The sequence below is a fragment of the Halomicrobium zhouii genome (assembly GCF_900114435.1).
In the GTDB taxonomy this organism is placed as follows: domain Archaea; phylum Halobacteriota; class Halobacteria; order Halobacteriales; family Haloarculaceae; genus Halomicrobium; species Halomicrobium zhouii.
On record NZ_FOZK01000002.1, the window covers coordinates 1,221,729 to 1,241,846 of the forward strand.

A 20,118-nucleotide genomic window follows, 5' to 3' on the forward strand; every position below is an offset into this window, starting at 1 on the left:
GGGTCCGATGACGCCCGGAACTCACCTGGGCCCGATAAAAAGTAGAGTCGACGCCACGCCGCTTCGTCCCGGTCCGGCGCTCAGGACCCGTTCGTCCCGTTCGTCCCGTTCGTTCCGTTCGTTCCGTTCGTCCCGGTTCCGGTCGGCGATCCGGGCGTCTCGGTCCCGCCGCCGGTCTGCCCGTCACCGTCAGTCTGCCACCAGTCCTCGGTCTCGAGGATCTGGTCCTCTTCGTCCTCGCCGACCGGACTGACGTTCACCGTGACGAGCCGTTCGTTGTCGCCGAACGGCGTCCACTCGCGGTTCATCTCGAACAGCTGTGGCTGGTTCTGGTCGTCGTCCGCGTCGGTCACGAACCCGAGATCGTCGTCGTACTCGCCGACCTCCGCGTCGTGGGCGACGAACAGCGGGACGACCTCGTCGGTGTTGAGCCACCGGATCATCCGCGTGTTGTACTCGGAGAACCAGCTGTCCGTCACGTCGCCGTAGTTCGGCGTCCACTCGACGACGCCGGAGACGAACGTGAACCGGGCGTTGGGGTGGAAGTTGTCGACGAACACGAGCCCCTTCCAGTTGTCGTCCAGGTCGCCGAAGTCGTCGTCGCCACCGTCCTGTGCGCTCGCGGCGCCGGAGGCGGCGGCGAGGCCGGCCGTCGCGACCGCGCTTTTCTTGAGGAACGATCGGCGCGTCTCGTCGCCGACGATACTGTCGACTAGTGACTCGTTCTCTGTCATAGTATCCCTCTCGGGACCTGTAGATAGGTCCCTGAGACTGGAAAAGGACCGAGACCGTTCGTCCGTCGCGGCTTCGCTAGCTGGAGCGTAGGCGCTCCTCGCGGCCGTTACCCGATCGTTATCTCGTCCTGTGTTCCGTCGCCTCACGCGCTAGGACTCCCGCTCCACTGATAGCGCGGCGTTATCGCTGGCCAGTTTTCTCCGAACTTGTGGCCAATCGCCAGCCCGACAGCAAACCCCCTGCCGCGACGAGCCGTTCGGTAGCTCGGCTCGAATTCGATGACGAACGTAACTGCAAACGCTCGCTTCGTTCGGCTATCGAGCCGACGGTAACTACAAAAGCTCCCAACGGTCGTCTATCGAGCCGACGAGAGTGACTCGTCCTTTCAGTCCTCGTCCTCCAATTCGAAAAGGCTCGCTTCGCTTGCTTTTCGAGACTCCGCCAGAGCTCCGCTCTGACGGGCCTGCGCTCACTGCGTTCGCGCAGACACCGGAAGACGTGCTCGCTACGCTGTCGTCCGAGAGAGCGGAGCTCTCTCGTGATGACGAAAGGTGCGTTGCACCTTTCGAACCACGCGCGACTTCCGAGCCGCGGAAAGCTCCTCAGACTCGTTTCACTCGTCTTCGTCAAAAATCGAAAACCTCACTGCGTTCGGTTTTCGAGACACCGATAGACTCGCTACCGCTCGTCTATCGAGCCGACGAGAGTGACTCGTCCTCGCTTCACTCGTCCTCGTCACTCTCGTCGACGTCTTCGAAGTCGGCGTCCACGTACTCCTCGCCCTGGCCGGCAGCCCCACCGGCGCCTGCCGCGCCGCCGGGTCCGGCGCCGCCCATGCCGCCCATGCCGCCGGCACCGGCCGCCCCGCCAGCAGCGCCCGCGGCGCCTTCGGCGGCCTGCTCCTGGTACATCTGCTTGCCGATCTCCTGGAGCTGTTCGGTTAGGTTCTCGGTGACTTCCTCGTAGTCCTCCGTGTCGGCGTCCTCGTCCTCGAGGGTCTCCTGGACCTCGTCGATGGCGTCCTCGATGTCGGCGACGAGGTCGTCGTCGACGTTCTCCTCGTTCTCCTCGATGAGGGTCTCGGCGCGGCGGATGGAGGCCTCGGCCTCGTTGCGGGCCTCGATGCGCTCGCGGCGTTCCTCGTCCTCTTCGGCGTGCTGCTCGGCCTCCTCCTGCATCTCCTCGATCTGTTCGTCCGAGAGGCCGGCGCCGCCCTCGATGGTGATCTCCTCGGAGTTCCCCGAGCCCTTGTCCTCGGCGGAGACGTTGACGATGCCGTTCTCGTCGATGTTGAACGACACCTCGATCTGCGGGGTGCCGGCGGGGGCCGGCGGGATACCGCTCAGCGCGAACTCGCCGAGCAGTTCGTTCTCCTCGGCGATCTCTCGTTCGCCCTGGAAGACGCGGATCTGGACCTGCGTCTGGTTCGCGGCGGCGGTGGTGAATATCTTCGACTCCTCGGTCGGGATGGTGGTGTTCTTCTCGATGAGTCGCTCGAAGAGGCCGCCCTTGACCTCGACGCCGAGCGAGAGTGGGGTGACGTCGAGCAGGACGATGTCGTCGACGTCGCCGGAGAGGACGCCGCCCTGGATGGCCGCACCCAGCGCGACGGCCTCGTCGGGGTTGACGTTCTTCTTGGGCTCCTGACCGGTCAGGTCCTCGACCTGGTCCTGGACCTGGGGCATCCGCGTCGAGCCGCCGACCAGGATCACTTCGTCGATGTCGCCCTTGTCGTAGCCGGCGTCTTCGAGGGCCTGCTCCGTCGGGCCGACGGTGCGCTCCGTGAGGTCCTCGGTGATGGACTCGAACGTGGCGCGCGTGACCTTGGTCTCCAGGTCGAGCGGGCCGTCGTCCGTCGTCGCGATGAACGGGAGGTTGACGCGGGTCTCCTTGCGCGAGGAGAGTTCGATCTTCGCCTCCTCGGCGGCGTCCTTCAGGCGCTGGAGGGCCTGCCGGTCGTCGCGGAGGTCGATGCCGTGTTCCTCCTCGAACTCGTCGGCGAGGTAGTCGATGAGGGCCTCGTCCCAGTCGTCGCCACCGAGGTCGTTGTCCCCGTTGGTCGCGACGACCTCGTAGACGCCGCCGCCCAGGTCGAGGATGGAGACGTCGAAGGTACCCCCACCGAGGTCGTACACGAGGACGGTCTGGTCGGAGTCGTCGTCGAGGCCGTAGGCCATCGCGGCCGCGGTCGGCTCGTTGACGATGCGCTCGACCTCGAAGCCGGCGATCTCGCCGGCGTCCTTCGTGGCCTGGCGCTGGCGGTCGTTGAAGTACGCCGGCACCGTGATCACGGCCTTTTCGACGTCGTCGCCGAGGTACTCCTCGGCGTCGTGTTTGATCTTCTGGAGGATCATCGCCGAGACCTGCTCGGGCGTGTACTCCTCGCCCTCCAGTTCGACCGAGTAGTCGTCCTCGCCCATGTGGCGCTTGATGGACTGGATCGTCTGGTCGGGGTTCTTGACTGCCTGGTTCTTCGCGGGCTTGCCGACGAGGCGCTCCCCGTCGTCGAACGCGACGACGGACGCGGTCGTGCGGTCACCCTCGCTGTTGACGATAATCTCGGGGTCGCCCCCCTCCATGACCGCGAACGCGCTGTTCGTGGTCCCGAGGTCGATTCCGAGAATCTTGTTGCTCGCCATCTTGTCTGCCTATATCCAGTTGTGCCGGTTAAAAGTTGCTAGACGCGACGAACGCGAACGAGCCGGAGGGGGTCGCCTCCGTGCGGTTTGGCGGTTCTCTGACCTGTGTGACCGGTGGGTATATACAGCCCCGCAAACCAACCGTTCTCGAGTTCAGGCGGGGGGCTCGAACCGGGCGACGACCGGCCAGTGATCGGAGGGCGATCGCCAGTTGGCCGCGCGGTCCGTGAGGACGGCGTGCGTCGTCGCCGACAGCGACCTGCTGGCGAAGACGTAGTCGATTCGCTTTGCCTTCTCGCGGTCGTAGCCGTGGTACGTCTCGTAGGGGCCGTACGGTCGCTCGACGTGCTCGCGAACGTCGTCGAGACCGTCCGCGAGTATCTCGTAGGCCCGAGAGCCCGGCCGGCAGTTGCAATCGCCGGTGAGGATCACTGGCCCGTCGTGGTCGGCGAATCGCTCGCGGAGGATCTTCGCGCTCTCGTTGCGGGCACGCTCACCGTCGACGTCGAGGTGGACGTTGTAGTGGTCGAGCCGCTGGCCGGTCGATTTCGTCTCGACCGTGACGTGGGTCGCGAGTCGCGGCAGCGTCGCGTCCCAGGCCGGTCGGCGGTCGGTCGGGTCTGGCGCAAGCCAGAACGTCTCGGTATCGACGATGGTCGTCCGGTCGCGATGGACCCCGATTGGGGTGTGCTCGCCGATGTCGCGGTCCTCGCCGAACCACTCGTACTCGGGTAGTAACTCTCGCACGTCGTCGGTTTGGCCGAGCCAGCACTCCTGGAGGCCGACGAGGGTCGGTTCGTGGTACCTGATCAATCCGGCGACGTCGGCGACCCGGTCCGGCCACTCGACGGCGACGTCTTCCAGCCCCTCGTAGAGGACGTTGAAAGTGAGGGCCGAGATGGTCACGGCGCACAGTACGGCCGCGTCGCGTATTCCTCTTGCGTCGACTGCCGCCGAGAGAGTATCTTCCGCCGTGCCAGGGACGACGACTGGTCCGGGTTCGACGCCGGTGGCCGGACCCACCTTTATGTAGCCCCTCGGGCTTGACTTACGGGAGCAATGACGATCACAGCTGACCAGCGCGAGCGCCTCGAACGCCTCCACAGCGCACTGGTGAACGACGTCACCGACGAGATGGGGATCCGCGACAACGTCATCCCTGGCACACGCATCCGCCCGGTCTGGTCGCGCGAGCCGACCGTCGGAACGGCCCATCCCGCACAGCGCGTGGAGATCGGATACGACGAGGGCGAGGACGACGAGGAGGACGTGGCCGCCGAGGACATCGACTTCTTCCAGTACCTCGAGGCCGTCGAGGAGGGCGACTTCGTCGTGATGGCCGCGCCGAAGGACACCGAGGTCGGCCTCTGGGGCGAGCTCCTGAGCAGCATCGTCCAGGAGAACGGCGCGACCGGTGCGCTCATCGACGGCCCCACGCGGGACTCCCGACTCATCGAGGAACACGAGTTCCCGGTGTGGTCCGACGGTCACAGCTCCATCGAGTCCTTCGGGCGCGTCAGCTTCCGGGAGTGGGACGTCCCCGTCCAGATTCACGGCGTCACGATCGAACCGGGCGACGTCGTCTTCGCCGACTACGAGTCCATCGTCGTCCTCGACCCGGACGTCGTCGACGAGGTCATCGAACGGGGCGAGGAAGAACTGGAGACGGAGAATCAGGTCCGCTCGGACATCCGCGACGGTGACAGCGTCTACGAGGTCTGGGACCGATACGGAACGCTGTGAGAGGGCGCTTTGTCGGAGTCCTCACCACGTATCGCGTCGGCTCCGATCACTCTGCCGCGGGACGGTTGTCGGCCGAGCCAGGACGAAACGTCCGGACAAATTGGATGCAAGCAGCAAGCGCAACGAACCCACCAGCAGCGCCCGCATAGATCCAGAGTCCCACGTCCTGGTGATTCGTGAGGACGTAGCCCATATTCGCAATAGCAACCACTCCGACTCCGAGCAGGAACGTACCTAGCAACATCCAGCGTCGGAGTGAACGTAGCAGCGCCGTTGTCTCGGAGGGCATGGAACGTGGATTTGGAGCGACGAGTAACAATGTATCGATACTACTGGGTGCTAGTCTATTCGCACACCTTTCGACTGGCTGTTTCAGCCGACCAGATACCTGAAGAAGCGGATTCCGACAGAGCCCGAGACGGCGGTCTGCGTCGAACCAGCGCTACTCCTCGCCGCTGCCGTCGCTGACGGTGACCTGCGCTTCGCGCAGCACCGAGTCGGCCATGACGTAGCCGGGCCGGTGAACCTCGGCGATGGTGCCCTCGGGCTGGTCGGAGTCGACGCGGACCAGTACCTCGTGGCGGTGGGGGTCGACGTCCTCGCCGGGTTCCGGTTCGACGACGTCGACGTTCTCCTGGGCGAGTTCGTCGTCGAACTGCCGGAGCGTGGACTCGACGCCGCCGCGGATGTCGGTCCCCTCGTCCTGGTCGAGCGCGCGCTTGAGGTTGTCGCGGACGTCGAGCAGCCGGGTCACCAGGTCTGCCGTCGCGCGCTGCTGTTCGTCCTCGCGGCGCTTCTCCATGCGCTTCTTGTAGTTCTGGAAGTCCGCCTGCTTGCGCTTGAGTTTCTCCGTGAGGTCCTCGTTCTCCGATTCCTTGGCCTCGAGTTCCCCTTCGAGCCCGTCGATGCGCGTGCGGAGCGAGGCAAGTTCGCGGGCGACGTCCGCCGGGTCGGATTCCGCGACGCGCTCGACGAGGGCCTCGTCGACTTCGCCGTCGAACTCGTCGGCGGCGTCGGTCGCCGCTTCTCCGGTAGCCCCGTCGGTCCGCGACCCGGCGTCACCGTCCACCGGTGTCGCTTCGCTCCCGTCTCCGGCGCCAGCCGACTCCCCCTCGACAGTCGCGTCGCCGCCGCCTGACTCGTCCTGGTCGCTCATACACGGGACAGGGGCACGAGCGGATAAAAGAATTCAGAAATCCGCCTCGGTGGCACGTCGGCGGTCGGGGGACTGTCCACGATGCGAGACGGAACTCGGTGATCGGGTGTGTTCGACTCGAGCGCCGGTACGGGCTCACAACCGGCACTATAAGTGGCCACGCTCGAAATCGACGCGCAATCGTGACTCGCGAGTGGTTGAGACGTGTTTCCGACGCGAGCGCGGTCGCCGGGGGCGTCGCGTGGGTGGGCCTCGCCGTCACCGAAGTCCTGGGCCCGGTCGACGCGATACTCGCGTTCGCGATGCTCGTGCTGGTCCCCCTCGGCGTCGGACTCGCCGATGCGCCGCGGCGGGACGGGTCGCGCACGCGATGGTACCACGGGGCCGTCGCGTTCCAGCCAGCCGCGGCGATTTCTGGCGTGGCGTCCCTCGTGGTTGCTCAGGGAATCACCGCGACGCTCCTCGCAGTTCCCTGGTTCGTCCTGACTGCGCTGGTGGCCGGATTCGGCCTGTGGCGACTGCTCCAGCGCGGCCCGTGGCCCCTCTCGGAACTGACGCTCGACGCCGGCCTCGTCTACGTCGCCGTCGGGGGCGGCGCGCTCCTGCTGGATCGGGCCGGTGTCTCGCTGTTCTTCGAACCGATCCTGATCACCCTTACCGCGGTCCACTTCCACTACGCGGGATTCGCCCTCCCCGTCGTGGCGGGGCTCGCGGGCCGGGCGGCGGCCGGGGACCACCTCGGACGTACCCGGCGAGTGACGACCGGGATTATCGCCGTCGGGCCGGGAATCATCGCCACGGGCATCACCGCCGCGGCGCTCCAGATCCCGTTCGCGGGCCCCGTCGAGTTCACGTCGGTCGCCTTCTTCACGACCGCGGTCGCGCTGTTCTCTATCGCCGTCCTCGTCGACGTGCTTCCCGGTCGCGAATCCCGACTCCAGCAACTGTTCGTCGGAACGGCGTCGCTGGCGGTGACGGCGTCGATGGGATTCGCCGTCTGCTACGGCCTGGCGCGGTGGACCGGCGGGACGTACTTCGGCATCCACGCGCAGGCGTTCACGCCGATGGTCCGCTACCACGGTCAGCTCAACGCGTTCGGGTTCGCGCTGCTCGCGCTTGTCGGCTGGCGGCTCGCGCCGCCGGTATCGACCGCTCGCGCACCAGGCATCCCGTTCAGCCGACTCGCGGGCGGTCGCCGGATCGGACGCGACTTCCTCGACCGGCGAGGGCACGCGACCGACGCGCCCGCATCGGGAATGATGGCGAGCGTCGACGACTACGCCTGGGACGCGTTCGACCCTGACGACGTGGCGCCGTTGGTCCGGCGCTTCTACGAACACTCGGGGGAGTACCTGCTCTCTGTCGAACCGGACTGGAATCGTCCGTGGGGGTCGCTCGTCCCGGTCTACCGCCTCTTCGCCACGCGGATGGAACAGCTTACGTTGCCACTCTCGACCGTGGCATCGGAGGCGGCGCTCAGGGGAACGGTCGCCGGCGTCGACGGTCCGGACGACCACGCCGGCTCGCGGGCCTGGATCCGGTCGAACGCGCACGCGACGGACGGCGACGACCGAATGACCTACGTCGCCACGTATGGCCGGTACGTCGCCGACGGCACGGCCTACCTCCGGGCGACGTTCCCGCTCCCGGGCGCCAACCTCACCGGGTTGCTCCGGGTCGAGAACACGGATTCGGACGCTGGTGGCCTCCGGCTCTCCTCCTACGCCGCCCCCGGAAACGCAGACGACGCCGGGCTCTACCTCGTCGTCGGAGGATTCGGCGTCCGGCTCCCGCTCGACGAGACGCTCGTCGTCGAGCCGGTGGTATCCGGACGCGGCGACGCGAGCGCTGTCACCGCCGTCCACGAGATCAGGTTACTCGGCCACCGCGTCGTCACCCTGGACTACAACGTCGAACTGGCGCCCGAGCACAGCGGTTAAGCGCTGCCGCCTCCGAACCACGCCCGTGTCGCTCGCGCTCACCTACGAGGAGGGAACGATACGGCTTGCCGGCGACGTGCCCGAGGGGCTGCCCGGGGTCGAGCGGGACGACCGCTCGAAGACTGGGCGGGCGCCCGCCTACCGGTACGCGGCCCTCCGTGACGCTCTCGCCGAGCGCGACGTTTCGGTCGACGACGCGGTGCTCGACCTCCCCCCTCTCTCCCTCGAATCCAGCTACGAGCTCCGGGAGTACCAGCAGACGGCTCTGGACGCCTGGCGCGACGCGGGCGAGCGTGGCGTCCTGGAACTCCCCACCGGCAGCGGCAAGACGGTCATCGGCATCGCGGCGATGGCGGCCCTGGACACGCCGACGCTCGTGGTCGTCCCGACGATCGACCTGCTGGAGCAGTGGCAGCGGGAACTCGAGACTGAGTTCGACCGGCCAATCGGCCGACTCGGCGGCGGCGAGCAGCGCGTCGAAGACGTCACCGTGTCCACGTACGACTCGGCGTACCTCCGGGCCGACGAACTGGGCGACCGGTTCGGTCTCGTCGTCTTCGACGAGGTCCACCACCTCGGCGGCGAGGGGTACCGTGACGTCGCCCGACTCCTGGCCGCCCCGGCCCGCCTCGGACTGACGGCCACGTTCGAGCGGCCGGACGACGCCCACGAGGCGGTCGCCGACCTGATCGGACCGGTCGTCCATCGCCTCTCCGTCGACGACCTGGCCGGCGAGCACCTCGCCGACTACGACGTCAAGCGGATCGAAGTTTCACTCACGGACGAAGAGCGCGAGGTGTACGAGGAACACCAGTCGACGTTCACCGACTACCTCGCGAGATCCGGCATCAGGATGCGCTCGGGGAGCGACTACCAGGAACTGGTCAAGCGCTCCGGGAGCGATCCCGAGGCGCGGGCGGCGCTGCTGGCCAAGCAACGCGCACGCGAAGTGATGATGAATGCCGACCGAAAGGTCGAGACGCTCGCGGACATCCTGAACCGGCACTCGGAGGACCGGATCATCGTCTTCACCGCCCACACCGACCTCGTGTATCGTCTCTCCGAGCGATTCCTGATCCCCGCCATAACGAACGAAACGGGGACAAGCGAACGACGTGCGATACTCGAGAAGTTCCGTGACGGGTCGTACTCCCGAGTCGTCACGGCGAACGTACTCGACGAAGGCGTCGACGTGCCGGACGCGAACGTCGCCGTCGTGCTGTCGGGCAGCGGATCCGAGCGCGAGTTCACCCAGCGGCTGGGCCGCGTCCTCCGACCGAAGGAGGACGGTGTCTCCGAGTCGGGAGACTCGGTGGCTCGAGGGACGACGGCGTCGTCCCTCGGTGGACGAGCGATTCTCTACGAACTCGTGAGCGAGGAGACGGCCGAAGAGAACGTCGCGGCGCGACGGCGGTAGCCTGGCGACGGGTGTCACGAGGCTCGCCATCGAAACGGACCGCGGCCAGATCCGGACCGGGAGACCGCTCAGCCGTCGTTTCTCGGCAGGGTGAACCTGAACGTCGACCCCGCTCCCGGCTCGGAGTCGACCCAGATGTCGCCGCCGACGGACTCGCACTGCTCGTCCGTCGAACCCGTCCTCGTGCCGCTCGATCGGACGCCATCGGACTCGCCGCGCTCGTCCGTCGAGCCCACGCTCGCTTCCTTCGCGTCGACGCCGAGTGACTCACTCTGCTCGTCCGTCGAGCCCGGCCTCGCTGCGCTCGTCCGGACGCCGTGGCGCTCGACAATCCGTTCACACAGTGCCAGCCCGATGCCAGTCCCAGCGTGGTCGTCGGGCGCGTGGAGGCGCTGGAACACCTCGAAGACGCGCTCGCTGTCCGATCCCGGAATCCCGATCCCCTCGTCTCGGACAGAGAAGACGTACTCCGCGCCGTCCCGCTCGACGGAGACGTCGATACGGGGCGGTTCGTCGCCGCTGTACTCGATGGCGTTGTCCAGCAGGTTCTGGAACAGCTGGCGCAACTGGCCCCTGTCCCCCTGGACGCGTGGCAGGTCGTCGACCGTTATCTCGGCGTCACTCTCGTCGATGCGCACCTGCAGGTCGTCGCAGACGTCGTCGAAGACCGCGTTCAGGTCCACAGGTTCGAACGGGTCGCCCCGGGTGTCGACCCGGGAGTACTGGAGCAACCCGTCGATCATGTCGCGCATGCGGTCGGCGCCGTCGGCGGCGTAGTCGATGAACTCCCGCCCGTCGTCGTCGAGTTCGTCGGCGTAGCGCTGCTCGATCAGCTGGAGGTAACTCGACACCATCCGCAGCGGTTCCTGGAGGTCGTGCGACGCGGCGTAGGCGAACTGTTCGAGGCGCTCGTTGGACTCCTCCAGGCGGTCGACGAGTTCCTCGAGGCGCTGCTCGCGGTCGACCCGCCCGGTGACGTCGCGACCGATTCCGGCCAGTACCGTCTCGCCCCAGGGGTCCTCGAGCGTGGTGGCGGCGAACTCGAAGGGGATCCGCTCGCCGTCACTGGTCCGGAAGTCGAGCTGGACCTCGACGGAACCCGTCTCGAAGGCCGTCTGGACCGCGGCCCGGATAGTGTCCCGATCGTCCTCGCCGAAGAAGTCCGTCGCGTGCATCGAGGCGATCTCGTCGGACGAGTAACCGGTCACTTCCCGCAGACTCTCGTTCCAGCGCCTGAGGTTCCCCGACTCGTCGAGGACGTAGAACACGTCGTCGATGGCGTCCAGCACGTCGTCCGTGTACCGCCGGTGGCGTTCGAGTCGTTCGTTCGCCGTCGCCAGTTCGTCGACCGTTACCTCGAGTTCGTGGGCCCGTGTTCTGGACTGGCCGTTGTGGATTCCAGCCGCGAGCCCCGCGACGCTCGCGAGCGCGGTCAGAATCAACACGCTCCCCAGGCCGTCTACGCTCTCGCCCGGCTGGAGGCTGTAGAATCCGAGGAGGCCGAGCATCAGGACCAGTGCGCCGAGACTCCAGCCGGCGACGGTCGGTTCGAACTCGTCGCGGATGTCGAAGTGCGGCAACCGGTACCCGGTGTACAGGACGACGAGGCCGGGGCCGGCTATCAACGCGAAGACGATGAACTCGCCGATAGAGACGGCTTCGCCCGCCGACACGACCGTCCACCAGACCGCCAGCGCGACGTACAGTCCACCGAGGGCGAGGATGGCGCGTCGGCCACCGACCAGGGAGAGAACGCGGTACCAGGCGGCCATTGATCGAACTGAGGCGGACGATTCGTATCAACCTAGCGTTGCATGGCGGACGAACGGGCCTGCCTGGGGGTGGACGTTGTCAGTTCACCAGGTCGAGGGGGTCCCCGAACTCGACGTCCCGCTCGGCGAGCAGTTCGAGGAACGCTTCGAACAGCGCGGGCGTGTTCCCGCCGTCGTGGAAGAGGACGACGTCGTCCCCCGGCTGGTCGAACCGGTCGTCGACCGCCGCCACGTGGTCGCGGAGTTCGGCCCGTGAATCGGCTTCCCAGTCCTCGACGCTGACCGTCCAGTACCAGTCGCGGTCGCCGTCCCGGTTCTCGTCGTCCCAGTCGTACTCGATCCGTGAGGGGTCTGGCGGCGTGAACTCCTCGGCTTCGAGCACCTCCTGGAAGCGATCCGCACGCTCGCCGCCCTTGTCCCCGTAGGGGAACCGGAACAGTCGCGCGGGGCGAGTCACCCCAGCGTCGGCGTACACGTCCTCGACGAGTGCTTCGGTCTTCGCGACCTCTTCCCGGACGTCGTCGACCGAGAGCTCCGAGGCGTGCTGGTGCGAATAGGCGTGATTGCCGATGTGGTAGCCGGCCTCGACGGCCTGACGCGCGTGGTCGGGATACTCGGCCAGGCGACGTCCCTCGCAGAAGAACAGCGCAGGAACGTCGTGGTCCTCGAGGATCGCGAGTTTCTCGGGCAAGGTCTCGGTCGGCGCGTCGTCGACGGTGAGATACGACGTCGTCATCGCGTGGACATCTCTCCCAGAACGCTATCAAACTATGGCCGCCCCCGCTGGTGGTTACGTTCGTTCCCCAGGTGACATCCGGTGGATTCCCATCCGACGGCTCCAGTCGAGCGTCGTCCGAAAATTCCCGGTCTCCACCTGGCAACCACATCGGGTGGACGCTTTTCCCCCTCGTCGGGGTACCGGGACACATGGAATCCGGAGTGCCGCCGGCGGTCGAGGCGTTACTGACGGGTGACCGCGTCGTCGCACACCTGGCGACCTCGACCGAGGACAGACCGCACGTCGCGCCGGTCTGGTACCGCTACGAGGACGGGACGGTGGAGGTCGTGACGACCGGCCGAAAGCTGGCGAACGTTCGCGAGAACCCCCGCGTCGCGCTCTCCGTCCAGCACGACGCCGACGGCCATCCGGAGTGGGCGGTGACGCTCCGCGGGACGGCGACGGTCGTCGAGGACGAGGCGGCGAACCGCGAGGCGAACTGGCGGATCAACGAGAAGTACGGCGCCGACCCCGACGACTGGTCGGAGAATACCCTGGTACGAATCGACGTCGGGTCCGCCGATCTCCAGCGATACTGATCCCGCCCCGGATTCGCGGCTGGCAGCCGTCGGAACCGCCGAGTGCGGAGCACATTAGTAGCGACGCTACTGATCTGATGACGTGCTGACGAAGGACCTGCTTCGCGTCTCCCGGGCCGGCGGGGGCTACCAGCCCCGCTTCGCGAGCGAGGCCGACGAGACCCTCGCCGCGAGCGTCCTCGGCGTCTACCAGGGCCACGTCGGCGAACCGCGCGCACACCTCCAGCAGGCCCTGGCCGACCTCGAAACCGAGGCCGACGACTTCAAACTCGTTCGGGGGTTCGCCAAACTTGTCGACCGCGAGGCGACCTTCGAGACGAAAGCGCCGATTCCGCCCGAGCGCGTCCGGCGGACGGTGTTCTCGGCCGCCCAAGCGGCGGGCGGCGTCGTCACGAGCGACGACCGGGACGCGGCGCTGGCCGCCGCGGCGGCCCAGCTGGGCAGTGAACCGGACGCGCTGGAGCGGTCGCTCTACGCCGACCGCGAGCGCGCGCAGGTGCTCACCGCCGTCGACCCGCGATGGGGGCCGGTCGATCTGGTCCGTCAATACAACCACTCGCTGGCGCAGACGGCGCTCTTCGACGCGACCGAGGTCCGCGTCAGGAGTTCCGATCCGAAGGCGCTCGTCTCGGCCGTGAAGCGACTCAGACTGATGTACGAGATTCGCAAGCAGGAGGACGGGCGGCGAGAGGTCGTCGTCACCGGTCCCGACTCGCTCTTTCGGACGACGCGACGCTATGGGACCCGCTTTGCCCGACTCCTCCGGACTGTCGTGAAGGCCGACGAGTGGGAACTGGAGGCGACCATCGACGACAGGGGCACCGAGCGGACGATGCGACTGTCCGACGACGACCCGGTTCAGGTCCCCGACGCCGAACCCGTCGCGGAGGTGAGCTTCGACAGCGGCATCGAGTCCGACTTCGCCGCCCGCTTCGAGGCCCTCGATCTCGACTGGGACCTGGTCCGCGAACCCGAGCCGCTGGAAGCGGGACGTCGAGTGATGATCCCCGACTTCGCGTTCGACTACCAGTTCGCCGACTTCCGGATCTTTTTCGAGATTATGGGGTTCTGGACGCCCGAGTACGTCGAGAAGAAGCTGGACCAGCTCGACACGCTCGAAGACGTGGAGATGCTCGTCGCCGTCGACGACAGCCTCGGTGTGGGTGAACAGATCGAAGCCCGAGACCACCGGGCGATTCCCTACACTGGGTCGGTCCGGATCAAGGACGTCCGGGACGCGCTGCGACGGTACGAGGCCGAACTCGTCGCCGAGAGCGCCGCCTCGATTCCCGACGAACTCCGACCCGAGGCGGACGTCGTATCGCTCGACGAGGTCGCCGCTGAGCACGGGACGAGTGAGCAGGCACTCGAGGACGTCCGCTTCCCCGACCACGAGCGGGTCGGACAGACGCTCGTCCGGGAACGCGTCCTCGATGAACTCGCGGCGGAGCTGGAGTCCGGGCTCTCACTGTCCGACGTGGAAAACCTGTTCGACGCGCACGGTCTCGAGGAGGACAGCGCGCTCCTCTCGGCGCTGGGCTACCGGGTCGAGTGGGACGGCCTCAGTGGCGGAACGATCCGGTCGAAGCAGTAGCGGCTTCACGGCCGGATCGAACTGATCTCCCGCCGGAGACCGCCAGAAACGTCGCCGACTCGCAACCGTACCCTACTAGTCAGCCCATCCCCACTTGTGTCCCACTCCCCGAGGACGAGTGCCGGATGGTGAGCGTACTGTCCCGGCACCCCCTCAACACGGACCGCACGGTGGTTCACTAGTCCCCTGGCAGGGCCCTCGCGGTCCGATTTTCACGGACGAGACGCGTCGACTGCGTCCTCACTCGACGACGAGTTCGGTGACGGTGACGCTGTCGTAGACGGCCTCGCTCGTCTCCGCCTCGGAGTGGCTACAGACGGCGAGGCCGACGGCGAGCGAGTCGTCGAGGTCTATCCGGTGCTGGTCGAGCGCCTGCCACTCGTCGCCGTCTCTGGAGAACGAGAGGGTCACCTCGTCACCGACGACGTCGATGCGGTACCACTGGTAGACGTCGTACGGTTCCTCGAACTGGTCGCTCGCGGCGTCTTCGCCGCGGTGAGCGCGCCACAGCGTCTCGGTCCCGTGGCTCTCGGTCGCACCGACGAAGCCGAACGCCGCGTCGTCGTCCAGTCCGTCCCGTACCATCAGGCCGGCTTTGCTGTACTCCTGTACCCCCTCGAAGGCGTCGAGACGGCCTTCGACTCTGACGGGATTCGACGCGTCGCCGTAGACGAAGTGGAACTCGTCGATGTCCTGCCAGATGTCCCGGCCGTTCCCGACGACCGTCCAGCGGTCCGCTGTCTCGTCGTACGTGGCCCGACCGGGGACCGACACGTCGCCGACGTCGACGCGCTCGGAGAGTTCGATGACGCCACCGGGGGTGGCGGTTACTGGCGTGACGACGGGACAATCGGTCACCTCGAACCGGGCGCCGGAACCGCGCTCGCTGTCGGTGACCATCAGTTCCCAGTTCTGCTGGTTCACCGTCTCGGTGACGATGGCCAGTCCCGTTCCAGTCCCCTTCTCGGAGGTCGTGTAGCCTTTCTCGAGCACCTTCTGGCGGTTCGGCGGGGATATTCCGGGGCCGTCGTCCTCGACGTAGAAGCCCCGGTCGAGCGTTCCGACGCGGACGGTGACGCCGGGACCGCCGTGGTCGATGGCGTTCTTGAGCAGGTTCTCGACGAGTGGCCGGAGCGTCTCCGTGCCGGTGACGACTTCGGTTCCCTCGGGGACGTCGACCTCGAGGGTCGCGTCGCCGGTCTCGTTGACTCGCCAGACGCTCTCGACGACGTCGACCAGATCCACCGACGCGACGCCGACCTCGAGGACGTCGAGGACTTCCTCGGAGAGCGTCCCGTCCGAGCGGTCCCCCTTCGACAGTGCGTTGAGGTCGTCGATGATCTCCTTGATCCGTTCGTTGGCGCGTTCTATCCTGTCGAGGGCTTTCTCGTCTCCGTCCCGGGCCAGTTCGAGCGCACCGAGCGACACCTGCAACGGCGTCCGGAGGTCGTGGGAGACGTAGCTGGCGAACTCGTCGAATCGGCGGCGCTGTTTCTCCAGTTTCCGCTCGGCCTGTATCTGCCCCGTGGTCTCTATCGCGAACCCGACCAGGCCCTGTACGTTCCCATCGCTGTCTCGCCAGGGGATCTTGGTCGACTCCGACCAGTACTCGCCGCCCTGCTGGCTGAAGTTCTCGCGTTTGCCCCTGATGGGCTCGCCCGTCTCCACGACTGCCAGGTCGTCCTCGGTGGCCGCCGCGGCGACTGCCGGGTTGTGGTCGAACACCTCGACGTCCGTCTTCCCGCGGACTTCGTCTGGGTCCGGCGTGTACGGGACGTCCGCCATCCGGACGTATCGCCCCTGGTCGTCCTTGGCGAACATCGAGAGGCCTCCCTCGTCCAGGAGCGTCCCGAACATGGCGCTGTCTGCGGCGGCCTGTCGTCGCTCCTCGTAGGTCTCCATCGCGCCGTCCACGGCGTCCCGGAGGGCGGCGTCGTCGGCGGAACGTGGGAGGAATCGCCGCCCGGTACGTGCCACAGTGGTCGCCACTTCCGGGTCGTCGTCGACGTACGCGAGTACCGGCAGGTGCTCGCTGACGGCGCTGACCGCGTCGTCGAGGTCGAGGAACGCCGCTTCGTCTCCGTCGAGCGCGACGACGCAGCCCACGTCGTCCCGTGCCGTGAGGGTCGTCCTCGCCTCGTCGACGTCCGCAGCGTCGAGGACGGCCGTGGCGGCCCCGCCACGGACCGCTGAACGGATCTGCTCCCGATCAGTGTCCGTCCCGCCGACTGCGAGCACGGCGGTCGGCTTCGCGAGAAGAGAGTTCATTACGATTGTTACAGACCCCATGCTATACAGGTAAATAAGAACTGGGGCTCGGGCCGTTACAGGGAGTTTACAGGTCGATACGTACGCTTTCGTGGTATCCAGCGAATCTCCTCGACGACCGATCCCGGTCCACCCGCGTCGAATTCCGCGGAGTATAAACTCCCCAGGTCCCTGTCGGCGTGTATGCAGCCGGACGACGTCCGCGAGGACTGGGCCGAACGGTCGGGACAGTTCTCGCCGGCGTACTACGCCGAAATCGGACAGAACGAGGTGAGCGAGACGCTCGCCGACGTGCTCGGTCACTACGTCGGCGACGACGCCGCGATCCTCGAGGTCGGCTGTGGCTCCGGGCGCCACCTCGCACACCTGCGAGACCACGGGTTCGAGAATCTCTCCGGGGTCGACATCAACGACGACTCCTTCGACGTGATGGCCGACCACTACCCGGGGCTTGCCGAGACCGGGAGCTTCCACACCGGCGCGCTCGAAGACCTCCTGCCCGAGTTCGACGAGGACGCCTTCGACGTCGTCTACACCGTCGAGACGCTCCAGCACGTCCATCCCGACGACGCCTGGGTGTTCGACGAGTTCGCCCGCCTCACGACGGACCTGTTGATCACCGCGGAGAACGAGGGTAACAGCCCGAACCGGGGCCGCGACGACGCCGACGTGAGTTACGTGAACGACGAGTTCCCGCTGTTCCACCGCGACTGGAAGGACGTCTTCTCCGGGCGCGGGTTCGCCCAGCTCATTCGCGAGCCGACCGCACGGGACACGATTCGCGTGTTCCGCGTGGTCTGACCCGCAGCGGGCTGCCAACTGACAGTTTTCACCGCCGGAATCAGACGATCTGGATGGTGTTGCCGTTCTGGGTCACGTGGAGGTCACGACCGAGTTCGTAGCCCTGGCTGCTGGCCAGGTCGACGTAGCCCGAGAACCCTTTCATGTCCTGGTGGGCCGGGATGACGTGCTGGGGCTGGAGTGCGTCGAGCATCTCGTAGTGGCCCTCCTGGCGCAGGTGGCCCGAGACGTGAACGTCGTCGTAGATGCGGGCCCCCTGCATCCGCAGGAGTGTCTCGGACTGGTAGCGCTGGCCCTCGTTGGTCGGCTCGGGGATGACGCCCGCCGAGAAGACGACCTTGTCGCCCTCGTCGAGTTCGTACGTCGTCTCGCCCCGGCCCATCCGGGTGAGCATCGCGCGGGGTTCGCCCTGGTGGCCCGTGACGACGGGGAGGAAGTTCTCCTTCCCCTCGCTCATGATGCGCTCGAAGGCCCGGTCGACGGACTTCCGGTGGCCGTACATCCCGAGGTCGTCGGGCAGGTCGACGGCGCCGATGCGGTCCGCGGTCCCGGAGTACTGCTCCATCGACCGGCCGAGCAGGACCGGTTCGCGCCCGATCTCGTCGGCGAACTCGACGAGCGAGGAGACGCGGGCGATGTGCGAGGAGAAGGTCGTGGCGACGATGCCGCCGTCGTAGTCCTCCAGGCTCCGCATCACGTCGTGGAGTTGCTCCCGGGCGACGGCCTCGGAGGGCGTGCGACCTTTCCTGTTCGCGTTGGTACAGTCCTCGATGTAACAGAGGACGCCCTCGCCCTCGCGACCGATTTCGCGGAAGCGCTTCATGTCGATGGGGTCGCCGATGACCGGCGTGTGGTCCATACGCTTGTCCAGGCCGTAGACGACGGCGCCTTCGGGCGTGTGGAGCACCGGGTTGATCGCGTCGATGATCGAGTGCGTGACGTTGACGAACTCCAGTTCGCAGCGTTCGCCGATCGACATCGTCTCGCCGGCTTCCATCTCGACGAGGTCGTTCTGGACGTGGAACTTGTTCTCGTCGTCTATCTCTTCCTCGACGAGCGCGAGCGTGAACGGCGTCGCGACGATGGGCGCGTCGTAGCGGTGGGCCAGTTTCGAGATGGCGCCGATGTGGTCCAGGTGGCCGTGTGTCGGCACGATCGCCTTCACCGTGCCGTCGAGTTCGGACATGACGCGGTCGTCCGGGATCGCCCCCATGTCGATGAGGTCGAGCGAGTGCATCCCCTCGACGCGGAGGTTGTCGTGAATCAGTACCTTCGAGAGATTGAGCCCCATGTCGAAGACGACGACGTCGTCTCCGGCACGGACTGCGGTCATCTGGCGACCGACTTCCTCGTAGCCGCCGATAGTTGCGATTTCGATTTCCATAGCTAGGTCCGATCAGGGCGATCCCAGAACTCGGTGAGGAATCCGCCGGAAGCCGGAGAGCAGGGACGAAGTGAATCGAGCGAGACGCCGGCGTTCGCGTCGGCGCGTCGCCGATCCACCCCTGCCCGGGGACAGCACGTGTTTCGGTTAGCGAAGAGTCGGACGCGCTGACGTAAATACCCCGTGGAACGAACACTCCGTGGATCGTGACGTTCGTTCGCGCGAGGTCCCGGGACGGTACCCCCCGACCTCGACACATCGCCAGAGGCATTACGACGTGCTTCGAGAGTCCGAGCGAACGATTTCCATGACAGCCACGAACGACTGTGAAGTGACGGTCGAGGGGAAGAACGCGGTAGTCATCGGCGGGACGCGCGGCATCGGTCGCGCTATCGCGCTCGCGTTCGCGCGTGACGGCGCCGACGTCGTCTCGACGAGCCGATCGGAAGACGCCGTCGCCGAAGCCGCCGCGGAGCTGCGCGACCTGGGTGCGGAGACGACGGCAGTCACCTGTGACGTCCGGGACCGCGAGTCCATCGAGACCCTCCAGCGGGAGGCCGAGGACGCGCTCGGCGAGATCGATATCCTCGTGAACTCCGCCGGCGTCGTCGCCCAGGCCTCCATCACCGAGATGACCGACGAGCAGTGGGAGACGGACATCGACGTCTGCCTCTCCGGCGTGTTTCGGGCGACCCAGATCTTCGCCCGGGAGATGTCCGACGGGAGTATCATCAACATCTCCTCGATGTCGGCCGACCAGGCCCGCGAGGAGCGCGTCGCCTACTGCGCCGCCAAGAGCGGCGTCAACGGCATCACTCGCGCGACGGCCGCCGACCTGGCCCCGGACATCCGCGTCAACGCCATCGCGCCGGGGTTCATCAAGACGGAGATGGCCGGCCCGAAACTCGACGACGACGCCGAGTTCCGCGCGCACGTCGACGAGCGGACGCCGATGGAGCGCGTCGCCACGCCGGACGAGGTCAGCGGGCTCGCGGTCTACCTCGCCAGCGACGCCGCCTCGTTCACGACCGGCGAAGTCGTCACCGTCGACGGCGGCTTCAACCCGAGTTCGGTCTGATAGTGGTGGCGGTAGTGGTTGTAACTTTGTACCGGCGTTCGCCGGCACCGACCACGTCGAACGTCAGCAAGGGCTTACAACCAGCACTATGAGCTGGTCTGGCCACTCGACGAGCCTGTCCGACCACTCGAGGAGCCGGTTTGTCGTCCGAAGACGGTCCTATCGCGGAATCCCGATCGCCACTGAAATCGGCCTCCGCCGCGTTCGAGAGGAAAGGTTCATAACTGCCCTCACGCTGAGTCTATGTAACGTGCCCGAGAGCTATCGGGTTTTT

At 66.8% G+C, this 20,118-nt stretch carries 15 protein-coding genes; 7 read left to right on the plus strand and 8 right to left on the minus strand.

All coding sequences use genetic code 11. The annotated features are described in order from the left end of the window. Window positions 1-80 precede the first annotated feature (80 nt). The 3 genes from BM337_RS13225 to BM337_RS13235 all read right to left on the minus strand — a co-directional run bounded on the left by BM337_RS13225 (window position 81) and on the right by BM337_RS13235 (window position 4,280). Window positions 81-734, minus strand: coding sequence for a twin-arginine translocation signal domain-containing protein (locus BM337_RS13225; protein ID WP_143117723.1), 654 nt, complete (start codon window positions 732-734; stop codon window positions 81-83). A 723-nt stretch (window positions 735-1,457) separates the two neighbouring features. Next, window positions 1,458-3,374 carry a molecular chaperone DnaK gene (gene dnaK / locus BM337_RS13230; protein ID WP_089817061.1) on the minus strand — a complete coding sequence of 639 codons (1,917 nt, stop codon included), beginning with the start codon at window positions 3,372-3,374 and terminating at the stop codon, window positions 1,458-1,460. A gap of 153 nt (window positions 3,375-3,527) precedes the next feature. After that, window positions 3,528-4,280 carry an endonuclease/exonuclease/phosphatase family protein gene (locus tag BM337_RS13235; RefSeq protein ID WP_177227485.1) on the minus strand — a complete coding sequence of 251 codons (753 nt, stop codon included), beginning with the start codon at window positions 4,278-4,280 and terminating at the stop codon, window positions 3,528-3,530. Between the two features lie 153 nt (window positions 4,281-4,433). On the opposite strand from BM337_RS13235, the gene BM337_RS13240 reads away from it, so the two are divergent. Then, entirely contained in the window at window positions 4,434-5,117 is a 684-nt protein-coding gene (locus BM337_RS13240) for an RraA family protein (RefSeq protein WP_089817062.1), read from the plus strand. 442 nt (window positions 5,118-5,559) lie between these two features. Here BM337_RS13240 and BM337_RS13250 read toward each other — a convergent pair whose 3' ends face one another. Then, complete coding sequence (locus BM337_RS13250; RefSeq protein ID WP_089817064.1) at window positions 5,560-6,273, minus strand: nucleotide exchange factor GrpE; 714 nt, start codon at window positions 6,271-6,273, stop codon at window positions 5,560-5,562. Between the two features lie 197 nt (window positions 6,274-6,470). Between BM337_RS13250 and BM337_RS13255 the strand changes: the two genes are divergently transcribed. Both BM337_RS13255 and BM337_RS13260 read left to right on the plus strand, forming a co-directional pair. Next, a complete protein-coding gene (locus tag BM337_RS13255; RefSeq protein ID WP_218155557.1) occupies window positions 6,471-8,213 on the plus strand; it encodes a YndJ family protein in 1,743 nt (580 codons plus the stop codon). Window positions 8,214-8,238: 25 nt separating this feature from the next. After that, complete coding sequence (locus tag BM337_RS13260) at window positions 8,239-9,630, plus strand: DEAD/DEAH box helicase family protein (protein WP_089817065.1); 1,392 nt, start codon at window positions 8,239-8,241, stop codon at window positions 9,628-9,630. A gap of 68 nt (window positions 9,631-9,698) precedes the next feature. Here the strand turns inward: BM337_RS13260 and BM337_RS13265 are convergent, their stop codons facing one another. Beyond that, the gene (locus BM337_RS13265; RefSeq protein WP_089817066.1) at window positions 9,699-11,402 is read right to left on the minus strand and encodes a sensor histidine kinase; all 1,704 of its coding nucleotides are present in this window, start codon (window positions 11,400-11,402) and stop codon (window positions 9,699-9,701) included. 79 nt (window positions 11,403-11,481) lie between these two features. Next, window positions 11,482-12,138: a polysaccharide deacetylase family protein gene (locus BM337_RS13270; protein ID WP_089817067.1), complete on the minus strand. Its 657-nt coding sequence runs from the start codon at window positions 12,136-12,138 to the stop codon at window positions 11,482-11,484. 191 nt (window positions 12,139-12,329) lie between these two features. Between BM337_RS13270 and BM337_RS13275 the strand changes: the two genes are divergently transcribed. Together BM337_RS13275 and BM337_RS13280 are read left to right on the plus strand one after the other, a co-directional pair. Beyond that, window positions 12,330-12,719, plus strand: coding sequence for a pyridoxamine 5'-phosphate oxidase family protein (locus tag BM337_RS13275; protein WP_089817068.1), 390 nt, complete (start codon window positions 12,330-12,332; stop codon window positions 12,717-12,719). Between the two features lie 82 nt (window positions 12,720-12,801). Then, entirely contained in the window at window positions 12,802-14,313 is a 1,512-nt protein-coding gene (locus BM337_RS13280) for a DUF790 family protein (protein ID WP_089817069.1), read from the plus strand. A 240-nt stretch (window positions 14,314-14,553) separates the two neighbouring features. Here BM337_RS13280 and BM337_RS13285 read toward each other — a convergent pair whose 3' ends face one another. Further along, a complete protein-coding gene (locus BM337_RS13285; protein WP_089817070.1) occupies window positions 14,554-16,581 on the minus strand; it encodes an ATP-binding protein in 2,028 nt (675 codons plus the stop codon). Window positions 16,582-16,764: 183 nt separating this feature from the next. Here BM337_RS13285 and BM337_RS13290 point away from each other — a divergent pair, with 183 nt between their 5' ends. After that, the gene (locus BM337_RS13290) at window positions 16,765-17,382 is read left to right on the plus strand and encodes a class I SAM-dependent methyltransferase (RefSeq protein WP_089817071.1); all 618 of its coding nucleotides are present in this window, start codon (window positions 16,765-16,767) and stop codon (window positions 17,380-17,382) included. A 40-nt stretch (window positions 17,383-17,422) separates the two neighbouring features. Here BM337_RS13290 and BM337_RS13295 read toward each other — a convergent pair whose 3' ends face one another. Continuing rightward, on the minus strand, window positions 17,423-18,766 hold the full coding sequence (locus tag BM337_RS13295; protein WP_089817072.1) for an RNase J family beta-CASP ribonuclease: 1,344 nt from the start codon (window positions 18,764-18,766) through the stop codon (window positions 17,423-17,425). 307 nt (window positions 18,767-19,073) lie between these two features. Between BM337_RS13295 and BM337_RS13300 the strand changes: the two genes are divergently transcribed. Continuing rightward, window positions 19,074-19,844: an SDR family NAD(P)-dependent oxidoreductase gene (locus BM337_RS13300; protein ID WP_089817073.1), complete on the plus strand. Its 771-nt coding sequence runs from the start codon at window positions 19,074-19,076 to the stop codon at window positions 19,842-19,844. Window positions 19,845-20,118 lie beyond the last annotated feature (274 nt).

Excerpts from the sequence above, each read along its gene's own strand:
- BM337_RS13290 (WP_089817071.1), top strand. The coding sequence starts at position 16,765 with ATGCAGCCGGACGACGTCCGCGAGGACTGGGCCGAACGGTCGGGACAG.
- BM337_RS13240 (WP_089817062.1), top strand. The coding sequence starts at position 4,434 with ATGACGATCACAGCTGACCAGCGCGAGCGCCTCGAACGCCTCCACAGC.
- dnaK (WP_089817061.1), bottom strand. The coding sequence starts at position 3,374 with ATGGCGAGCAACAAGATTCTCGGAATCGACCTCGGGACCACGAACAGC.
- BM337_RS13250 (WP_089817064.1), bottom strand. The coding sequence starts at position 6,273 with ATGAGCGACCAGGACGAGTCAGGCGGCGGCGACGCGACTGTCGAGGGG.
- BM337_RS13300 (WP_089817073.1), top strand. The coding sequence starts at position 19,074 with ATGACAGCCACGAACGACTGTGAAGTGACGGTCGAGGGGAAGAACGCG.
- BM337_RS13265 (WP_089817066.1), bottom strand. The coding sequence starts at position 11,402 with ATGGCCGCCTGGTACCGCGTTCTCTCCCTGGTCGGTGGCCGACGCGCC.
- BM337_RS13225 (WP_143117723.1), bottom strand. The coding sequence starts at position 734 with ATGACAGAGAACGAGTCACTAGTCGACAGTATCGTCGGCGACGAGACG.
- BM337_RS13295 (WP_089817072.1), bottom strand. The coding sequence starts at position 18,766 with ATGGAAATCGAAATCGCAACTATCGGCGGCTACGAGGAAGTCGGTCGC.
- BM337_RS13270 (WP_089817067.1), bottom strand. The coding sequence starts at position 12,138 with ATGACGACGTCGTATCTCACCGTCGACGACGCGCCGACCGAGACCTTG.
- BM337_RS13285 (WP_089817070.1), bottom strand. The coding sequence starts at position 16,581 with ATGAACTCTCTTCTCGCGAAGCCGACCGCCGTGCTCGCAGTCGGCGGG.
- BM337_RS13275 (WP_089817068.1), top strand. The coding sequence starts at position 12,330 with ATGGAATCCGGAGTGCCGCCGGCGGTCGAGGCGTTACTGACGGGTGAC.